General features: G+C 57.5%; 14 protein-coding genes. 6 read left to right on the forward strand and 8 right to left on the reverse strand.

Going from position 1 to position 16,700, the window contains the following annotated elements; all coding sequences use genetic code 11:
- Positions 1–48: 48 nt before the first annotated feature.
- Positions 49–561 (reverse strand): thiol peroxidase, encoded by a 513-nt coding sequence (gene tpx / locus B0G52_RS15385; RefSeq protein ID WP_094045798.1) that lies wholly within the window; start codon positions 559–561, stop codon positions 49–51.
- A gap of 110 nt (positions 562–671) precedes the next feature.
- Here tpx and gltC point away from each other — a divergent pair, with 110 nt between their 5' ends.
- Positions 672–1,574: a glutamate biosynthesis transcriptional regulator GltC gene (gltC, locus tag B0G52_RS15390; protein ID WP_094045800.1), complete on the forward strand. Its 903-nt coding sequence runs from the start codon at positions 672–674 to the stop codon at positions 1,572–1,574.
- A gap of 72 nt (positions 1,575–1,646) precedes the next feature.
- On the opposite strand, the gene B0G52_RS15395 is transcribed toward gltC, so the two are convergent.
- The gene (locus B0G52_RS15395; protein WP_094045802.1) at positions 1,647–2,330 is read right to left on the reverse strand and encodes a zinc metallopeptidase; all 684 of its coding nucleotides are present in this window, start codon (positions 2,328–2,330) and stop codon (positions 1,647–1,649) included.
- A gap of 29 nt (positions 2,331–2,359) precedes the next feature.
- Positions 2,360–2,815 carry a MerR family transcriptional regulator gene (locus B0G52_RS15400; protein WP_094045804.1) on the reverse strand — a complete coding sequence of 152 codons (456 nt, stop codon included), beginning with the start codon at positions 2,813–2,815 and terminating at the stop codon, positions 2,360–2,362.
- A gap of 1,069 nt (positions 2,816–3,884) precedes the next feature.
- Between B0G52_RS15400 and B0G52_RS15405 the strand changes: the two genes are divergently transcribed.
- From B0G52_RS15405 to B0G52_RS15415, 3 genes are read left to right on the forward strand one after another with little or no spacing between them, the layout of a single operon-like run.
- Positions 3,885–5,252, forward strand: coding sequence for an ammonium transporter (locus tag B0G52_RS15405; RefSeq protein ID WP_094045806.1), 1,368 nt, complete (start codon positions 3,885–3,887; stop codon positions 5,250–5,252).
- Between the two features lie 48 nt (positions 5,253–5,300).
- The gene (locus B0G52_RS15410) at positions 5,301–6,380 is read left to right on the forward strand and encodes a DUF294 nucleotidyltransferase-like domain-containing protein (protein WP_094045808.1); all 1,080 of its coding nucleotides are present in this window, start codon (positions 5,301–5,303) and stop codon (positions 6,378–6,380) included.
- Between the two features lie 41 nt (positions 6,381–6,421).
- Positions 6,422–7,129: an exonuclease domain-containing protein gene (locus tag B0G52_RS15415; protein ID WP_233162707.1), complete on the forward strand. Its 708-nt coding sequence runs from the start codon at positions 6,422–6,424 to the stop codon at positions 7,127–7,129.
- Here B0G52_RS15415 and B0G52_RS15420 read toward each other — a convergent pair.
- Positions 7,062–7,538 (reverse strand): M67 family metallopeptidase, encoded by a 477-nt coding sequence (locus B0G52_RS15420; protein WP_094045812.1) that lies wholly within the window; start codon positions 7,536–7,538, stop codon positions 7,062–7,064. The two genes, B0G52_RS15415 and B0G52_RS15420, sit on opposite strands and share 68 nt — an antisense overlap.
- 58 nt (positions 7,539–7,596) lie before the next feature.
- Entirely contained in the window at positions 7,597–8,901 is a 1,305-nt protein-coding gene (locus tag B0G52_RS15425) for an MFS transporter (RefSeq protein ID WP_094045814.1), read from the reverse strand.
- 195 nt (positions 8,902–9,096) lie between these two features.
- Here B0G52_RS15425 and B0G52_RS15430 point away from each other — a divergent pair, with 195 nt between their 5' ends.
- Entirely contained in the window at positions 9,097–9,672 is a 576-nt protein-coding gene (locus tag B0G52_RS15430) for a TlpA family protein disulfide reductase (protein WP_158223722.1), read from the forward strand.
- Positions 9,673–9,772: 100 nt separating this feature from the next.
- Positions 9,773–11,317, forward strand: coding sequence for a glycosyltransferase (locus tag B0G52_RS15435; protein WP_094045818.1), 1,545 nt, complete (start codon positions 9,773–9,775; stop codon positions 11,315–11,317).
- Between the two features lie 10 nt (positions 11,318–11,327).
- On the opposite strand, the gene B0G52_RS15440 is transcribed toward B0G52_RS15435, so the two are convergent.
- From B0G52_RS15440 to cimA, 3 genes are all read right to left on the reverse strand, one after another.
- Positions 11,328–12,461 carry a glycosyltransferase family 2 protein gene (locus tag B0G52_RS15440; protein WP_094045820.1) on the reverse strand — a complete coding sequence of 378 codons (1,134 nt, stop codon included), beginning with the start codon at positions 12,459–12,461 and terminating at the stop codon, positions 11,328–11,330.
- A 42-nt stretch (positions 12,462–12,503) separates the two neighbouring features.
- Complete coding sequence (locus B0G52_RS15445) at positions 12,504–14,558, reverse strand: collagen-like protein (RefSeq protein ID WP_233162709.1); 2,055 nt, start codon at positions 14,556–14,558, stop codon at positions 12,504–12,506.
- A 418-nt stretch (positions 14,559–14,976) separates the two neighbouring features.
- Positions 14,977–16,590 carry a citramalate synthase gene (gene cimA / locus B0G52_RS15450; RefSeq protein ID WP_094045825.1) on the reverse strand — a complete coding sequence of 538 codons (1,614 nt, stop codon included), beginning with the start codon at positions 16,588–16,590 and terminating at the stop codon, positions 14,977–14,979.
- Between the last annotated feature and the right edge of the window lie 110 nt (positions 16,591–16,700).

Genomic DNA, 16,700 nt, shown 5'->3' on the forward strand with positions numbered 1-16,700 from the left:
GGAAGGCGTCTGGCCTGTCCTCGCTTTTGTCATGTACGGGTTTGCGGATTAGAGAAGTTTCTTGACGGCTTCGATCGCCGCTTCGTAGTTCGGGTGCTCGGTCATTTCGTTCAACACTTCGACGTAAGTAATGCGGTCGTTCGCATCGAGGACGAAGATGGCGCGCATATCCAGGTGGAATTCTTTGATGAATACGCCGTAAGCTTTGCCGAAGCTGTTGTCCTTATAATCGGACAAGAGGAAGACGCGATCTACCCCGGCCGCCGCACACCAGCGCGCTTGAGCGAACGGCAGATCCGCGCTCACGGTCAGGATGGCGACGTTCTCGCCCAACTTGGAGGCTTCTTCGTTGAAGCGGCGCGTCTGCGCGTCGCATACGCCAGTGTCGATGGAAGGCACGACGCTGATGAGCTTGACTTTACCTGCAAAATCTTGCAGAGACGAAGCCTCGAGCAGGTTTTTGTTCAACGAGAAGTCGGGAGCGGAATCTCCGACTTTCAGTTCAGGACCGACAAGCGTAATCGGATTGCCTTTGAAAGAAACGGAACGTTCTTGGGACATTGGACGAAATCCTCCTTCATTGATAAGGTTTGCCGTAATCATTATAATCGTTATGGAATGCCATTGTCCAATCATTGGAAGCATTGATGTTGCGGAGAAGGGGTGGTCGCGTGGAACTGAGGCAATTGGAATATTTCGTGCAGGTCGCTCGCCTGCAGCATGTGACGAAAGCGGCCGAGGAGCTTCACGTGGCGCAGTCGGCGGTGAGCAGGCAGATTCACCGTCTGGAGGAGGAGCTGGGCATACGGTTGTTTATGCAGCGCGGACGCAACGTGCAACTGACTCCGGTCGGCCAGCTGTTCCTTCGCAGAGCGGAGGCGATTCTTGGCGATCTCGACCGTGCCGTCATGGAAATCCATGAATTTCTCGATCCCGAAGTGGGGGAAATTCGACTCGGTTTTCCGCACAGCTTGGGCATTCACCTCGTGCCGCAAGTCGTGGCCGCCTTCCGCAAAATTCATCCGAACGTCAAGTTTCGTTTTCGGCAAGGCATGTATCCTTCTTTGATTCGGGACGTGGTGGATGCCGAGGTCGATCTTGCCTTTATTTCTCCGTATCCGGAAAACAACGAGCAGGTGACGGGGGAAGTCGTGCTGACGGAAAGCTTGTTTGCCATTCTTCCGACCAGCCATCCTCTGGCGAACAAAGAGTCTATTAATTTGAGCGAGCTGAAGGATGAGACGTTCGTGCTGTTCGGCAACGGCTACTCGCTGCGTCCAATCGTCTGGGATGCGTGCAAGGAGGCCGGCTTCACGCCCAAGATCGGCTTCGAGGGCGAGGAGTCCGGAACGATAAGAGGGCTGGTTGCGGCTGGCATGGGCGTAAGCTTGCTGCCGGAGATGGCGATGTATGAGACGAGCTCGATGATGCCAGCCGTGGTGAAAATCAGCGAGCCTCAGGTGACGCGGACGATCGGCCTGATCCATAGATCTTCGGAGAAGCTTCCTCTCGTCGTGCAGATCTTCCACTCGTTCTTGATCGATTTCTTCAACAACGAATACAGGTCCCTTTGATCTAGAAAAGGGCAGCCCGGATCCGCGAAAGATCCGTTGGCTGCCCTTTGTCGTATGTGAGAATGGGTTTTCTTACTCCCGGTTGCTGCTTGTGAAGATCATGATATATTTGACAAGCTCCAGCAACGAGATCAATGCGGCGGCGACATACGTCAGTGCGGCAGCGTTGAGTACTTTGGCGACTCCGCGCTCTTCGTCCCGGTGGATGAACCCTTCCGCGACCATCAGATCTCGGGCTCTTGAGCTTGCGTTGAACTCGACCGGCAAGGTGACGAGCTGGAAAGCGACCGCTGCCGAGAAGAAGATGATCCCGAAGCCGATGAGGTTCAGCGAGCTGAACAGGAAGCCGGCGATGAGCAGGAACGGCGCGATGCCGGATGCAAAGCGAACGACCGGGAACATCCGGTGGCGGATCACGAGCATCGGATAGGACTGCTGATGCTGGATCGCGTGTCCAACTTCGTGGCAGGCGACGGAAATCGCAGCGATCGAGCGTTCGTAGTATACGGGCTCGGATAGCCGCACGACGCGAGCGATCGGGTCGTAGTGGTCGGACAGCGTTCCCGGCACCGGTTCGATGGGAACGTCGTGCAAGCCGTTGCGGTCCAGCATGCGCCTGGCGGCTTCGTAGCCGGTCAATCCGCTTGCGGCTTTGACCTGGGCCCAACGGGTAAAAGTTCCTTTGACCCTGAATTGGGCCCACAGAGACAACAGAAAAGCGATAATGATCAGAAAATCCATCGGGTGAAAGAACATGATGTTCGACCTCCATTAGGGTAACTTGTTCACATGAAGTTACTTTTCCCCAAAAGAAGAAGAAGAGCCTCGACGCAGGCTGCGGTTTGCGGCGTAAGCGCCCGGTACAGCTTCTTGGCCTGTCTCGGCTTTAATTGCTCAAGCACGGGCTCCAGCTCTTTGACTTCCCGCTCGAGCTGAGCGAGATGGACCTGAAGGTCCGCAAGCTTGCGATTCACGGCTTCGTCCGCCGCAACGCGGTTGTGCGGGGCGAATTGTTCCCGAATCTCTTCCAGGGAGAACTTCTGCGCCTTTAATTGTTCAATACGGCGCAGCCGGCTTAAAGTTTCGTCGTCGTATAAGCGGTAATTCCCGGAAGATCGTTTGGCGGGCAGCAGCAAGCCCAAGCCGGTGTAATAATCGATCGTCCGCGGGCTGATTCCGGCCAAAGAGGAAAGCTCTCCGATCCGGTAAAGGCGTTGTGCGGGTGGCTGATCTTTACGCATCGTTATCCCCTTCCTTTGTAAGGTAGTTCAACAAGTCCGCTTTTGATCACGAAGTCTATTCAATGATGCGGGTTCGGCGTCGAATCTTGGATTCAGCCGGGTCTTCCGGTACTCACGTAGGCTTTCCTGCGCTCCGTTCCTCATCCCCTGAGCTTCGTTCAATCTTCATCATACAGAATCCCTAACCATACAGTCAAACGTGATGCTTGACCTGTTCACTCCTTATTCGCAATGTTATGGCAGTCTTGTGAATATAACTTCATCTTATATTGCCTGAGCCGTGGGGAGTCTGAAGGCGGCGGTCGTGGCGGGCAGGTGGGAGGCGCTGCTATTGCGCTTGCCTGCTGCCTGATCGCACACAGTAGCTCGCCAGACGGTACTAACCCGCTGGCCCGCCGCAGGATCGCACGCATTAACTCGCCAGACGGCACTAACTCGCTCGGCCCCCGCTGGATCGCAAGCATTAGCTCGTCAGACGGTACCACTGCGCTTGCCTACTGCCTGATCGCACACAGTAGCTCGCCAGACGGTGCTAACCCGCTAGCCCGCCGCTGGATCGCACGCATTAGCTCGCCGTGCGGTACTATAAGCGCCAGCCTTCTGCCAGACCGCCCGCATTAGCTCGCCAGATGGTATTAACTCACTCGCCCACCGCTGAATCGCACGCATTAGCTCGTCAGACGGTACTAACTCACTCGCCCACCGCAGGATCGCACACATTAAATTCGCCAGGCGAGCTTAAAGGTCGCAATCGCGGTGGGAGGCCGGCAGATAAAACAACCGACCCACCTCTGCGGCATATTAACTAACGCAAATTGGTATTGTATTACATATAGTTAGAAAGAAGTGAGTCTAAACTACTTACTCACCAATGTGAAATCCCTTATTATGTAAAAATAAACCCAAAAACCTAACATTGAAAGTCCAAAAGGACATGAATGTTAGATTTTTGGCGTTTATAATCAACTTTTTTATGAAAATCGTATTGTCAAATCGGGAAGATCAACCTATAATGACACTATGCCTTTCTTAATATGTTAAGAAACATCACACGTAGGGAGTGGTCGTTGTGTTGAAGAAAAGTTTGGTGTCGTTAGGTGCGCTTCTGATGCTGTTTCCGACAGTCGCGTTTGCGGAAGATCCGTCGCCATCGCAATTGAACATGGGACTCGATGCATTGTGGGTCATGCTGGCGGCCATTCTGGTTCTGCTCATGCAAGGCGGATTTATTCTTCTGGAAGCGGGCTCGACTCGCATGAAGAACGCCGGCCACGTTGCAGGCAAGACGATTTTCACAGTAGGTCTCGCGTCCTTGGTGTACTGGGCCGTAGGTTACGGTATCGCGTTCGGCGGAGACGCTTCGGAGGCGCTGAACAAGTTCATCGGAATCGGCAACTTCTTCTTTAGCCCGGCTAACGGGGTAACGGACGGCAGCTTGCCAGAATCGGTCTTCTTCGTCTTCCAGCTGGCGTTCGCGGCGGTATCGCTGTCGATCGCATGGGGCGGATTCGCGGAGAGAGCGAAATTGTCCTCTTATCTGATCTTCACTTTGTTCTTCGTTTCGGTCATCTACCCGGTAGTCGCTCACTGGATCTGGGGCGGCGGCTGGCTGGCGGAAGACGGAGCGCAAGACTTCGCGGGCTCGACCGTCGTTCACTTGACGGGTGCGATCGGTGCTCTCGCAGCTACAATCTTGCTGAAACCTCGTATCGGCAGATTCAACAAAGACGGTTCCGCGAACGAAATTCTCGGTCACAACCAAGTGTTTACGGCTCTGTCCGTACTCATCCTGTGGGTAGGCTGGTTCGGATTCAACGCGGGCAGTACGGTAGCGATCGGCGACGGCTTCTTCGGCTTCGTAGCGTTTAACACGCAGCTCGGCGCAGCTGCGGGCGCTGTAGCGGCGCTGCTGATCTCCTGGCTCGTGAACGGCAAAGCCGACATCACGGCTACACTGAACGGCGCATTGGCTGGTCTGGTCGCGATCACTGCGTCCTGCGCATTCGTTGATCCATGGGCTGCAGTCGTCATCGGTCTCGTTGCCGGCGTACTCGTCTTCTTCAGCGCCAAATTCTTCGAGAAAATGAAAATCGACGATCCGATCTACGCCTTGTCCGTACACGGCGCGGCAGGGATTTGGGGAACTTTGGCGAATGGATTGTTTGCTACGGAAGAATTGTCTGCCAAAGTCGGCGTAGGCCAAGCGGGCCTGTTCGCAGGCGGCGGCTGGAAGCAGCTGTGGGTTCAGTTCGAGTCTGTAGTCGTAGCCGGCGGATTCGCATTCGTGGCATGCTTCGTCGTCCTGTGGGTTGTGAAGCAAGTGATCGGCTTCCGCGTCACGGAAGAGCAAGAAATTATCGGTCTGGACTTGAGCGAACACGGCAACTACGGTTATCCGGAGCAACTGAAAAAAGCCGGTAATACTACGTCCGTATAATTTTGACAGATTGTCCGCCGGCGCAATCACAGGAGGGGTATAGACCGCATGCACAATCCCATCGGGGAAAAGCGGTGGCTAGACATCGCCTGCGCCGACAATCTCGACCAACTGAAGTCGGCAAGGGAGAGGGAACAGCGTCTGCTCGAGGATGAGCTGGCTTCCTCTCCCTCCGACGAGGCGATCGTAACGCTGAACGAACTTCACGATGCGTTGATTGCCCGAGTGCTTATGCTGGCGGAAAACGATTTGGCACGGTCGGGGCTTGGCGCTCCTCCCGTGCCTTATGCGTATATGCTTTATGGCAGCGGCGGTCGGTTCGAGCAGACGATGCATAGCGATCAGGACAGCGGCCTTGTGTACGCGGATGCGACAAACGAGGCGGAAGAGGAACGCAACCGGATTTATTTTCTGAAATTGGCCGAAACGGCGGTCGAGCATCTGATCGCGATCGGCTATCCCCCTTGCGAGGGCAACGTGATCGCTTCCAATCCGGCATGGTGCATGTCTCTGACGGAATGGGCGGCAAGAATCGCAAGTTGGTTCGCCGAGCCGAGCTGGGAGAACGTCCGTTACTTGCTCATCGCGGCCGACGGGCGGGCGATATGGGGAGACGCGAGCTTGGCGGATCGGCTGCGCAGCCGCTACTTCGGCGATCTGCTCGGTCATCCGGTAATTGAACGCAGAATGCTCGAGAATACGCTGCGGCACAAAGTTCTGGTCGGCGTATTCGGCCAGTTGCTGACGGAGAGATACGGGGAAAACGCGGGAAGCCTGGACATTAAATACGGAGCCTACATTCCGATGGTGAACGCCTTCCGGCTGCTGGCCATGCGCGCCGGCATTCGCGAGACGAGCACTTTGCGGCGAATCGACGCGCTTCGGGAAGAAAATCTGTTGGACGAGGAAGAGTCGGTGGAGGCCAAGGAGGCTTTCAGCCTGTTCCTGAAGCTGAGATTGTTCACGTCGGTGGCCGTGGAAGACGGATATCTCGTCGGCACGGGGAAGCTTCCGGCGAACAAGTTGACCAAGGAGATGATCGCTCCTCTGAAGAAGGCGCTGAAGACGGGCAACAAAATTCAGCGCAAGGTGCAGAAGGAGCTGCAGTACCGGTTTGGCGGGAGGTGAAAGCGGTGAAAGATCCCAAGGATACGAATTCGAGGGGACGAATGTGGAACCTGTACAAGATGGGCGGACTGACTCCGGCGATCGCGTCGATGTTCGGTTCGGCCAACGCCCAGCAGATGGCATTCATCCGCTCGATGTCCAGGGAGCAACGCAAGGAAAGCGCGCTCGAAATGCAGCTGTCCGAAATGGATGCGGTCGTGTTCGACTTGGAGACGACCGGATTCTATCCATACAACGGCGATGAAATCTTGTCTATAGGCGGCGTCATTATTCGCGGGGGAAGCTTCGAGGAAACCGAACCGTTCTATCAGTTGGTCAATCCGAAGCGTAAAATTCCGCGTCACATTACGGAGCTGACCGGAATCACGAACGAGATGGCGGAGAACGCTCCGGATTTGATGCAGGTGCTGCACGACTTTATGGACTTTATTGGAAAAAGGGTGCTCATCGCTCACGGCAGCGGCCACGACAAGCAGTTTCTCAACAGCGCGCTGTGGCGGACGTCGAAAGTCAACTTGACGCACCGGATTCTCGATACGATGATGATCGCCAAATGGCTGGAGCCGAAGGCGATCCATTACGGGCTGGACGAAGTGCTGGACCGGTATGGCGTCGAGGTGACGGAGCGGCACCACGCGCTGCACGATTCGATGATGACCGCCAAGCTTTATTTCAAGTTTCTCAAACAGATTTTGGATCGGCAAGTGATGACGCTGGGGGAGCTGTACGCCTACTTGAGCCGTCACTGACGATCTCGAGGGGAAGTCGACTCCAGCGGGCTTCCGGTTCCTGCGCGTACACTCCGATCTCATGACCGGCCTCGGTCAGCCCGACAATCCAATACGTCTTCCAAGGAACGAACCCTGCGAGATCGCTCTCGCTGGGGACGATCGTTCCGGACGGATGGCTGTGAAACAAACCGACGATTTCGCGTTGGTTTTTTTGCGCTTCGAAGAAGATTTCGATCCAATCCTCGGGGTGAAAAGAAAACTGCGTTGCCGGACGGCCCGCAGCGTTGCGAATGAGACGAAACCCGCTTGCTTCGATAACCTCTCCCGTTACCGTCCCCATGATCACTCCGCACGATTCGAAGGGCAGGCGGCTGCGTACCGTATGCACGAGTTCATTTTCCAACCCGACGTTTATTGTGGCTTTCATTCGTCTTCCCCCTCCACCATCGAGTATGAGCGAACATGGCGGAAGTGGCAATCCCCGTTCATTGCACCTGCTTGCCGGGTTTGACCAGGAAGAAGACGAGCGCCAGCGCGGCCAGCGACAGCGCCGATACCGTGACGAACACGATCATGTGCGACTTGGCCATCAACCAGCCGAACAACGGGGGACCGACGGCGACTCCGAAAAACCGCAAGCTGCTGTAAAGCGATGTGATCATGCCTCGCTCCGCCTTGTCCACCGCCCCCGTAATCATCGTATTCAGGCAAGGAAGAAGCAGTCCGGTGCCGATGCTGCTGACGGTGAGCAGCCCGATGAACACATACAGATTCGTATTGAACCAGATAGCCAGCGCCAAGGAGGCCGTCATCATGGCGAGTCCTATATTCATCAGCAGACGGATGAGCACGCCGTTCTTGCGAATGACGGCGCCCGTCGCGTAGGCGGTCGTCACCATTCCGAACAGGGGGATAGCGAGAACGAGTCCTTTGCGAACGCCTTCGATCGAATAGGGAGGCTTCTCCAGAATGTCCGATAAGAAAAAAAGCACTCCGAACAAAATAAACAGCGCAAGCGATCCCGCGAAAAAGGAAGAGATCAGCCAGCGGCCGCGGTCGGCGAAAATCTGTCGGACGGAACGGAGGTACTGGGAGATCGGTTTCGGTTCGTCCTGCCGCTTCGGTTCCTTGATCAGAAAAAGAACGCCGAGCAGGGAGAGGAGGCAGAAGACGGGAAACGCGAAAAAGGCGGCATACCAGACGATGAGCGCAAGCAGGGAACCGAGAATGGGGCTGACCACTTTCCCTGTTCCGTTGGACGCTTCGATTAGTCCGAGCGCCCGGCTTTCCTCGCCGTCTTTGTACAAGTCGCCTACGAGCGCCATGGCGATGGGCGCGGTGCCGGCGGCGCCGATGCCTTGAAGCGCTCTGGCGGCGATGAGCACGCCGTAAGAATCCCAGATCGCTCCGAAGCCCGCCAGCACGCCCGCGCTGCCGTAAACGATAAGAGAAGGAACGATGACGGCTTTGCGGCTGAAACGATCGGACAAATAGCCGGCGATCGGAATAATGAGCGCCGCCGCGAAGGAAAACAAACTGATGACCAAGCTGGTCTGGAACTGGGAAATGCCGAGCTCTTGGCGAAGCGTTGGCAGAATCGGGACGAGCATGGAATTGCCGAGCACGAGCACAAGGGGGACGGTGGACAGGGCGACGTACTCCAGCGCCTTGCTCTTGGGTCGGTCGGGCTTGGCCGATGTCGATGAACTCGCTGGGCGATCGTCTTCGGCGTCGAGGTCGCTCGTGAACGTGACGGACAGCTTGCGTCGGGATTTCGTGGTCGCGGACACTTCTGCTCCTCCTTAAGTCGGCTTGTCGCGATGGCCGCAGATGCCTGTTAAGTTTCCCTGGGGGCTGGGACGGTATGCGCCGCGCGCGGACTTCCGACTGCTTAAGTTCATGAATCCGACACGGGTACCGCATGGAATGGGATTGGGAAATGGGGTAAGATAGAGGTAACATCTTAACTTGAAAGAGTGAGATCCTTGAAGAGAAATCTGGTTATTTTGCTCATAGCGGTTATCGCCGTAGCCGGCGTATGGATATGGGACGGAAGCGGCAAGAGCGCCTCCTCGGGCCAGCCCGCGGAAGCGTCGGGGCGGGTGCTCGGCGACATTCCCGCCAAGCCCGCGCCGAAGGCGAATCATTTCGCGCCGGAGTTCAGCTTGAACGAGCTGGACGGAAGCGGCTCCTACAGCGTAGGGGGCAAGCGGGATAAGGCGCTGATCATCAACTTCTGGGCGGCTTGGTGCGGTCCTTGCGAAGTGGAAGCGCCGGATCTGAAGGAAATATATGAAGACCATCAGGCGCAATTGGATCTGTACGCGATTAACGCGACCAATTACGATCGGGTAAGAGCGGCCAAAGACTTCGTGAAGGAGCAGGGCTTCGTGTTCCCCGTGCTGACCGACGCGGAGGGAGTGGCCGGAGATCTGTACAAAATAACGGGGTATCCGGTCAGCTTTATTATCGACAAGGACGGCGTCATACGCCACCGGATCGAAGGCATTATCGACCGCAAGGAATGGGATAAGCTGCTTCAGGATGTGCTCGTGTCCTAGGCCGCGAAGGCATTCGTTCGACTTTCCGTGCATAAAGGTTAAGGAGGGGAGGCGGCGGTCGATCGCCGCTTCCCGAGCCTGCGCCGGTCGGAGGGGAACGATGGAAAAGCTGAAGATTACGATAGCAAGTCCGGTTAGGCGTGACCCGGACATTCTGGCCGCCTTCCTCAACAGTCTGTGCGAACTGGAAGCGGGCGGACACGAATTGAGCTTTCGGTTCGTGGACGATAACGACGACAGGGAATCGTCGGACAGGTTGAGAGCGTTTCAGGCGCTGCAAGCGCGCAAAGGGATTTCCGCGAAGATCGAACAAGCCGATCGGGAAGCGGGAGTCCCTTTTGTATGCGACGAGAACGCTCACGCGTGGAACGAGCGGCTCGTATGGCGGGTAGCCGCGCATAAGGATGGGTTTATTCGCGAGGCGATCGCTGAGGGGGCGGACGCTTTGTTCCTGCTGGACTCGGACGTTGTCGTGCATCCCGATACGCTGCTGCGACTTCTCGATGCGGACCGGCAGATCGTCAGCGAAATTTTCTGGACTCAGTGGCAGCCCGGGAGCCGGCCGCTGCCGCAAGTGTGGCTGATGGACGAGTACGAGATGGCGGAACGAGAGCCGGGAGAGAGGCTGACCGATGCGGAAATGAAGCGCAGGATAGACGAATTTCTGGCCATGCTGACGGTTCCGGGCCGGTATCGGGTCGGAGGGCTTGGCGCCTGTATGCTTATCCGCGGGGAGGCGTTGCGGGCGGGCGTCCGGTTCGGCAAAATTCGTAATCTATCCTTCTGGTGGGAGGACCGTCACTTCTGCATTCGAGCGGAATGCCTCGGCTTCGGGCTGTTCGTCGATACGACGCTGCCGGCATTGCACTTATATCGTAAGGAAGATCTGGACAGGTTGCCGGAGCAGCGGGTGCACTGGGCGAATATCAACAGCTTGGATCAAGGCGGACGCCCCCGGCTGCTGCTGTCGATGGTTGTCCGCAACGAGGCGGAGGGGCATTTGCGGGAGATGCTGGGGAACTGTAGAGGGTATATCGATGCGGCGTGCATCATCGACGACGGGAGCACGGACAGCACTGCTGAAATTTGCAGGGAGATGCTGGAGGGCATCCCTTTGCGGATTGTGCGCAACGAGCATTCGCGGTTTCATCGGGAGAACGAGCTGCGCAAGCAGCAGTGGCTGGAGGCTATGCGTCTCAATCCGCGATGGGTGCTTATGCTGGATGCGGACGAATGGTTCGAACCGTCGTTCGCCGCAGGACTTCCGGCGATGCTCGAGCAGAACGAGATCGACGTGTTCAGCTTTCGCATCTACGACTTCTGGGGTGAGGGGCATTACCGTGAAGACGCGCATTGGCATAGTCATCGGCTTCATCGGCCATTGCTGGTTCGATACCGTCCGTATTTTCCTTTCGTATGGCCGGATGCTCCGCTGCATTGCGGAAGAATGCCTTCGAACATCTTCACGATGCCCAATGCGATCAGCTCTTACCGGCTGAAGCATATGGGCTGGTCCCGGGAAGATGCCCGAAGGCGCAAGTACGAGCGATATCGGGAGCTGGACCCGGAAGGCCGCTACGGAAGCAAGGCGCAGTACGAGTCGATTCTGGATCCGAATCCGCGACTGGTCGAATGGATGGAGTAAAGCTAACGGGCTAGCTTGCCTCTATGCTGCTGTTAGTGACGGTGTTGCCGGAACTGTTGCCGGAGCCCAGCCTCTCGAGCAGAAGCGGCTCCAGATACTTACGGTTAGAGAGAATGGCCGGATCGTTCGGACGGTAGGTCCGGGCGATTTCGTTATGGATGTAGGCAAGATCATGCCTGCCCAAGCGATCGTAGCAGACGCACAGCTGCAAATGGGGGAGCCACGTCTGGCAGGCGTGGTTCGTTAAGCCCCAGTTGGGCGCCGGCGGGAGCTCGATCGCTTTTTTGTACCAGTAGGCGGCGGTTTCGTACTTGCCCTGCTGAAGCAGTCGGAAGCCGATTCTGCAGCAAAATTCCGGGCGCGGTTCGCCGTATTTGAACGACAGGCAAATGGCATTCCATTCCTTGTCTTCCTCGCCAAGCGCGTGATAGCAATCGGCAAGCTTGCCGCAGACGGTGATCTCGTCTTCCACCCATCCTTGACCGTCGGCAAGGAAGCGCTCGTAGTGGATGCTGGCTTGCCGGTGTTCGCCGTTGTCCAGCAGTTCGTGAGCGTAGTATAGGCGATCCCTGGCAGTCAGAGGAAGTCCTCTGGCTTCGCGTTCGCGGTAAATTCGCAGATTTCTGCCGGGATCGGAATGTTTCAGCGGACGGTGAGCGATGGAGACGTCGCTCGCCCAAATCTGACCGCCGACGATGAGCACTTCATGCACCGCCCCTTCCCAGCGAAATCCGTTGGCTCTCTTAATAAGCCGGTTGCGCCGCAAGCTGTGGGAGACGTTGCCGTATTCGTCTTTATCCAGCTCGTAGATCATGGAGACAGCATCGACGAATGGGTCGATTTTTTGTTTGAGGGAGAGCAGCTTCTGGAGGTTGTCGGGAGTGATCACGTCGTCGGCGTCCAGCCATAGAATGTAATCTTGCGTCGCAGCGTCGAAAGAGAAGTTGCGAGCCGCCGAGAAATCGTCGATCCACTCCCAATGAAGCAGCCGATCCGCATACCGTAGAGCGATCTCTCTCGTCCGGTCGGTGGAGCCGGTATCGACGATGACAAATTCGTCGACGACGGGGGCAACGGCGCTGAGGCAGCGCTCCAACACATCTTCTTCGTTTTTTACGATCATGCAGAGACTGATCGAAACCATATCATTCCTCCGTTTCATAAGGGCACCGGATGCTCGGCGGCGTCAGGTCAATCTGTGCATGGACCACACGGTGGCGGCCTGCTGGGTGCTTCCGAGATTCAGATTGACGGTCAACCCGTCGCTAACATAGAAAATGCCGATCGTGTCGCCGGAGTTCAGCGTGACGTCTCCAGCCAAAGTAACGCTGGAAGTTCCGAGCACGGCCCGAAGATTCAGCAGGGTCACGTTGACGTTCAGGATCGGGAAAAAGCCAACGATCAAATTCGTTCCGTCGTTCGTTCTGCGAATGGCGAAAGCCGGATTGACTCCTGCTCCGATAGATAGATTTATGGCTGCGGTGGTCGAGTAGCTTAAGGTTGCTTTAATGGCATATCTTCCGGTTGTCGGGACGGTGAAGACGCCTGCTGCCGGATTAAACGCCGGATTGCCGTAATAAGGGCTCGTAACGATCCAGTTGAGGAGCTGCGTGCCGGTGGCGATCGTAGAGCCCGTACGGGAAGCCGAGAAGCCGTCTGCAAGCACGCTTGGCCCGGTGTTCCCGGTAGCTCCGGTCGCACCGGTGGCTCCGGTGGCCCCAGTCGCGCCTGTAGCTCCAGTAACGCCTGTAACTCCAGTAGGGCCGGTGGCTCCAGTGGCTCCAGTGGGACCAGTAGGGCCAGTGGCTCCTGTATCACCGGTAGTGCCAGTAGCTCCCGTAGCGCCCGTGTTGCCAGTGGCTCCGGTCGGGCCAGTCGCTCCAGTGTCACCAGTAGCACCGGTAGCGCCAGTAGTTCCCGTAGCGCCCGTGTTTCCGGTCGAACCAGTCGGGCCAGTTGCTCCTGTATCACCGGTAGAGCCAGTAGCTCCCGTAGCGCCCGTGTCACCAGTCACGCCAGTCGCCCCAGTGTCACCAGTAGCCCCAGTCGCTCCAGTGGCCCCGGTCGCTCCGGTGGGGCCAGTAGCCCCAGTCGCTCCAGTGTCGCCAGTCGCTCCGGTGGGGCCAGTAGCCCCAGTCGCTCCAGTGGGACCAGTAGCGCCAGTGGCTCCTGTATCACCAGTGGCGCCAGTAGCTCCCGTAGCGCCCGTGTTGCCAGCGGCTCCGGTCGGGCCAGTCGCTCCAGTGTCACCAGTAGCACCGGTAGCGCCAGTAGCGCCAGTAGTTCCCGTAGCGCCCGTGTTGCCAGTGGCTCCGGTCGAACCAGTCGGGCCAGTTGCTCCTGTATCACCGGTAGCGCCAGTAGCTCCCGTAGCGCCCGTGTCACCAGTAGCCCCAGTCGCTCCAGTGTCGCCAGTCGCTCCAGTGGCCCCGGTCGCTCCTGTGTCACCAGTCGCACCAGTCATGCCAGTTGCTCCAGTAGCCCCAGTAGCCCCCGTGTCACCAGTGGCCCCAGTAGGGCCGGTGTCTCCGGTAGCTCCGGTCGGGCCAGTAACTCCAGTCGCCCCAGTGTCACCAGTAGCCCCTGTGTCGCCAGTAGCTCCGGTGGGGCCAGTAATTCCAGTGGCCCCGGTCGCTCCTGTGTCACCAGTCGCACCAGTCATGCCAGTTGCTCCAGTAGCCCCAGTAGCCCCCGTATCACCAGTGGCCCCAGTAGGGCCGGTGTCTCCGGTAGCTCCAGTCGCCCCCGTGTCACCAGTAGCGCCAGTGTCCCCAGTAGCTCCGGTGGGACCAGTAATTCCAGTGGCCCCAGTCGCTCCTGTGTCACCAGTCTCACCAGTCATGCCAGTCGCACCAGTCATGCCAGTTGCTCCAGTAGCCCCCGTATCACCAGTGGCCCCAGTAGGGCCGGTCTCCCCGGTAGCTCCGGTCGGGCCAGTAACTCCAGTCGCCCCAGTGTCACCAGTTGTACCGGTAGCGCCTGTAGCGCCAGTAAGGCCTGTAGCCCCAGTCGCCCCAGTCCCGCCGGTCGCCCCGGTGGGACCGGTAGGGCCAGTCGCTCCAATGTCACCAGTAGCCCCAGTAGCCCCAGTGGCCCCAGTAGCCCCAGTGGCCCCCGTAGCTCCTGCGTCGCCGCCAGCACCAGTCATGCCAGTTGCACCGGTAGCACCAGTCACCCTAACACCGGGAGGTCCCGTAGCGCCGGTGGCTCCTGGAACACCTTGTATTCCTCGGAAACCCATTAGCCCCCGTGGCCCTTCCACTCCAGTCGCCCCGGCAGCCCCAGTCGCACCTGTGGCCCCTGTCGGTCCGACCGGGCCGACAGGCTGGGGAGGACGAGGCGGTCTGGGAGCCGGAGGCCGCTTGCGCCGATGCTGCTTCTTGTGTCCATTAGAGCGCGGGCAGCAGCACAGTCTCGTGATCTTCCTGCAACTGCGGCAGATGCGGGTGATTTTCTTTTTTCTCACTGTCATCCTCCTTTCCCGCGAGCATGAGCAGCTTGTAATTCTACAAAAAAAATACCTCACTATGGAGGTACATCCGAAAACTCTCTTGTTAAACTTATGATTACCCGCGCCTATCCATGCCCCGAAGAGTCAAATTGTGAGAAATAGCGACTTGTCCCGGCAAAAGCAAAAAGAGAGGCCGAAGCCTCTCTCGTCAATGATTGACCAGTCCGTTCGTCTGTACCAGCTCGGAGCCGGCGACGGAATCCTTGTCCATGCCGATCAGGGCGTAGCGGATACTGTCGACAAGCGCTTCCCAGCTGGCCTCGATCACGTTGGAGGACACGCCTACCGTGCTCCATGTATCTTTGAAGTTCGTGGACTCGATAAGCACGCGAACCTTCGCCGCCGTGGCGTCCTTCTCGTCCAGTACGCGCACCTTGTAATCGGACAGGTGAATGTCGCGGATACCCGGATAAAACTGCACCAGCGCTTTGCGAAGCGCATTGTCGAGCGCATTGACCGGACCGTTGCCCTCCGCTACCGTATACACTTGCTCTCCGGCTACATTGACTTTTACGACGGCTTCGGTCGTCATTTGGCCTTCGTTTCTCCCAACCGTAATCTTGAAAGAATCGACGGAGAAAATTTGCACGGCATCGCCGTAAGCGTCTCTGAGCAGCAGTTCGAGGGAAGCGTCCGCTCCTTCGAATTGGTAGCCTTGATGCTCCAGCTCCTTAATCCGGTCGATGACGTCGCGGGACTTCATGCCTTCCGGATTGACGTCGAGTCCCAGTTCCTGAGCCTTGGACAAAATGTTGCTCTGACCCGCAAGCTCGGACACGAGCACCCGCTGTTTGTTGCCGACGAGGTGTGGCTGGATGTGCTCGTACGTTTTCGAGTCCTTCATGATCGCGGAGACGTGGATTCCGCCCTTGTGCGCGAATGCCGCGTTGCCGACGTACGGTTGATTAACCGGCATGATGACATTGGCGATCTCGCTCACGTACCGCGCTACTCCCGTAAGCGACTTGAGCTGCTCGTCGCTTACGCATTCATAGCCCATCTTAAGCTGCAAAGTCGGGATGATCGAGCAGAGGTTGGCGTTGCCGCAGCGTTCGCCGTATCCGTTGATCGTTCCTTGGATTTGACGAGCACCGGCCGTAATCGCCGCCAGCGTGTTCGCCACGGCCAGCTCGCAATCGTTATGCGTATGGATGCCGATTGGAGCGTCGATGACCGATACGACGCGCGAGACGATCTCGCGGATCTCGTTCGGCAGCGTGCCTCCGTTCGTATCGCAGAGGACGATCCAGGCCGCTCCGGCTTCTTTGGCCTTGGCCAGGGCGGACAAGGCGTAGTCCGGATTCGCCTTGTAGCCGTCGAAGAAGTGCTCGGCGTCGAACAGCGCTTCCATCCCGCTGCGCTTCACGTAAGCGAGCGATTCGTAGATCATCGCCAGATTTTCTTCCAGCGTCGTCTGCAGGGCGGTGTGAACGTGGAAATCCCACGTCTTGCCGACCAGCGTCGCCGCCTGCGCGCCGGATTCCGTCAGATGCTTCAAGTTGACGTCCTGCTCGCAAGAGCTGAGCTTCCTGCGGGTGCTGCCGAATGCCGTTAACTTTGCTTGCAGCTTCATCTCGCGGACGCGACGAAAAAACTCGATGTCCTTGCTGTTGCTGCCGGGGTTGCCGCCTTCGATATAATGGACGCCCAATGCGTCGAGCTTCAGGGCGATTTTAACCTTGTCCTCGGCGGTTAGGCTGATCCCTTCGCCTTGCGTGCCGTCGCGCAAAGTCGTATCGAAAATACAAAGTGGAGTAGACATGCGTTACCGGAAAGCCTCCTTAAAAGTAAAAACAGGTGAAACTATTATACCATGGTTGGCATTAAATGTAGAGAGCGCGGTTCGTTGCGGCCATGTTCGGATCCTTTGTA

Source organism: Cohnella sp. SGD-V74 (genome assembly GCF_003001675.1).
GTDB lineage: Bacteria > Bacillota > Bacilli > Paenibacillales > Paenibacillaceae > Cohnella.

Bases quoted from the DNA above. Each gene is read 5' to 3' on its own strand.
- tpx (WP_094045798.1), bottom strand. From the start codon at position 561: ATGTCCCAAGAACGTTCCGTTTCTTTCAAAGGCAATCCGATTACGCTT.
- B0G52_RS15395 (WP_094045802.1), bottom strand. From the start codon at position 2,330: ATGTTCTTTCACCCGATGGATTTTCTGATCATTATCGCTTTTCTGTTG.
- B0G52_RS15400 (WP_094045804.1), bottom strand. From the start codon at position 2,815: ATGCGTAAAGATCAGCCACCCGCACAACGCCTTTACCGGATCGGAGAG.
- B0G52_RS15410 (WP_094045808.1), top strand. From the start codon at position 5,301: ATGCACAATCCCATCGGGGAAAAGCGGTGGCTAGACATCGCCTGCGCC.
- B0G52_RS15415 (WP_233162707.1), top strand. From the start codon at position 6,422: ATGTGGAACCTGTACAAGATGGGCGGACTGACTCCGGCGATCGCGTCG.
- B0G52_RS15420 (WP_094045812.1), bottom strand. From the start codon at position 7,538: ATGAAAGCCACAATAAACGTCGGGTTGGAAAATGAACTCGTGCATACG.
- B0G52_RS15435 (WP_094045818.1), top strand. From the start codon at position 9,773: ATGGAAAAGCTGAAGATTACGATAGCAAGTCCGGTTAGGCGTGACCCG.
- B0G52_RS15440 (WP_094045820.1), bottom strand. From the start codon at position 12,461: ATGGTTTCGATCAGTCTCTGCATGATCGTAAAAAACGAAGAAGATGTG.
- B0G52_RS15445 (WP_233162709.1), bottom strand. From the start codon at position 14,558: ATGGGTTTCCGAGGAATACAAGGTGTTCCAGGAGCCACCGGCGCTACG.
- cimA (WP_094045825.1), bottom strand. From the start codon at position 16,590: ATGTCTACTCCACTTTGTATTTTCGATACGACTTTGCGCGACGGCACG.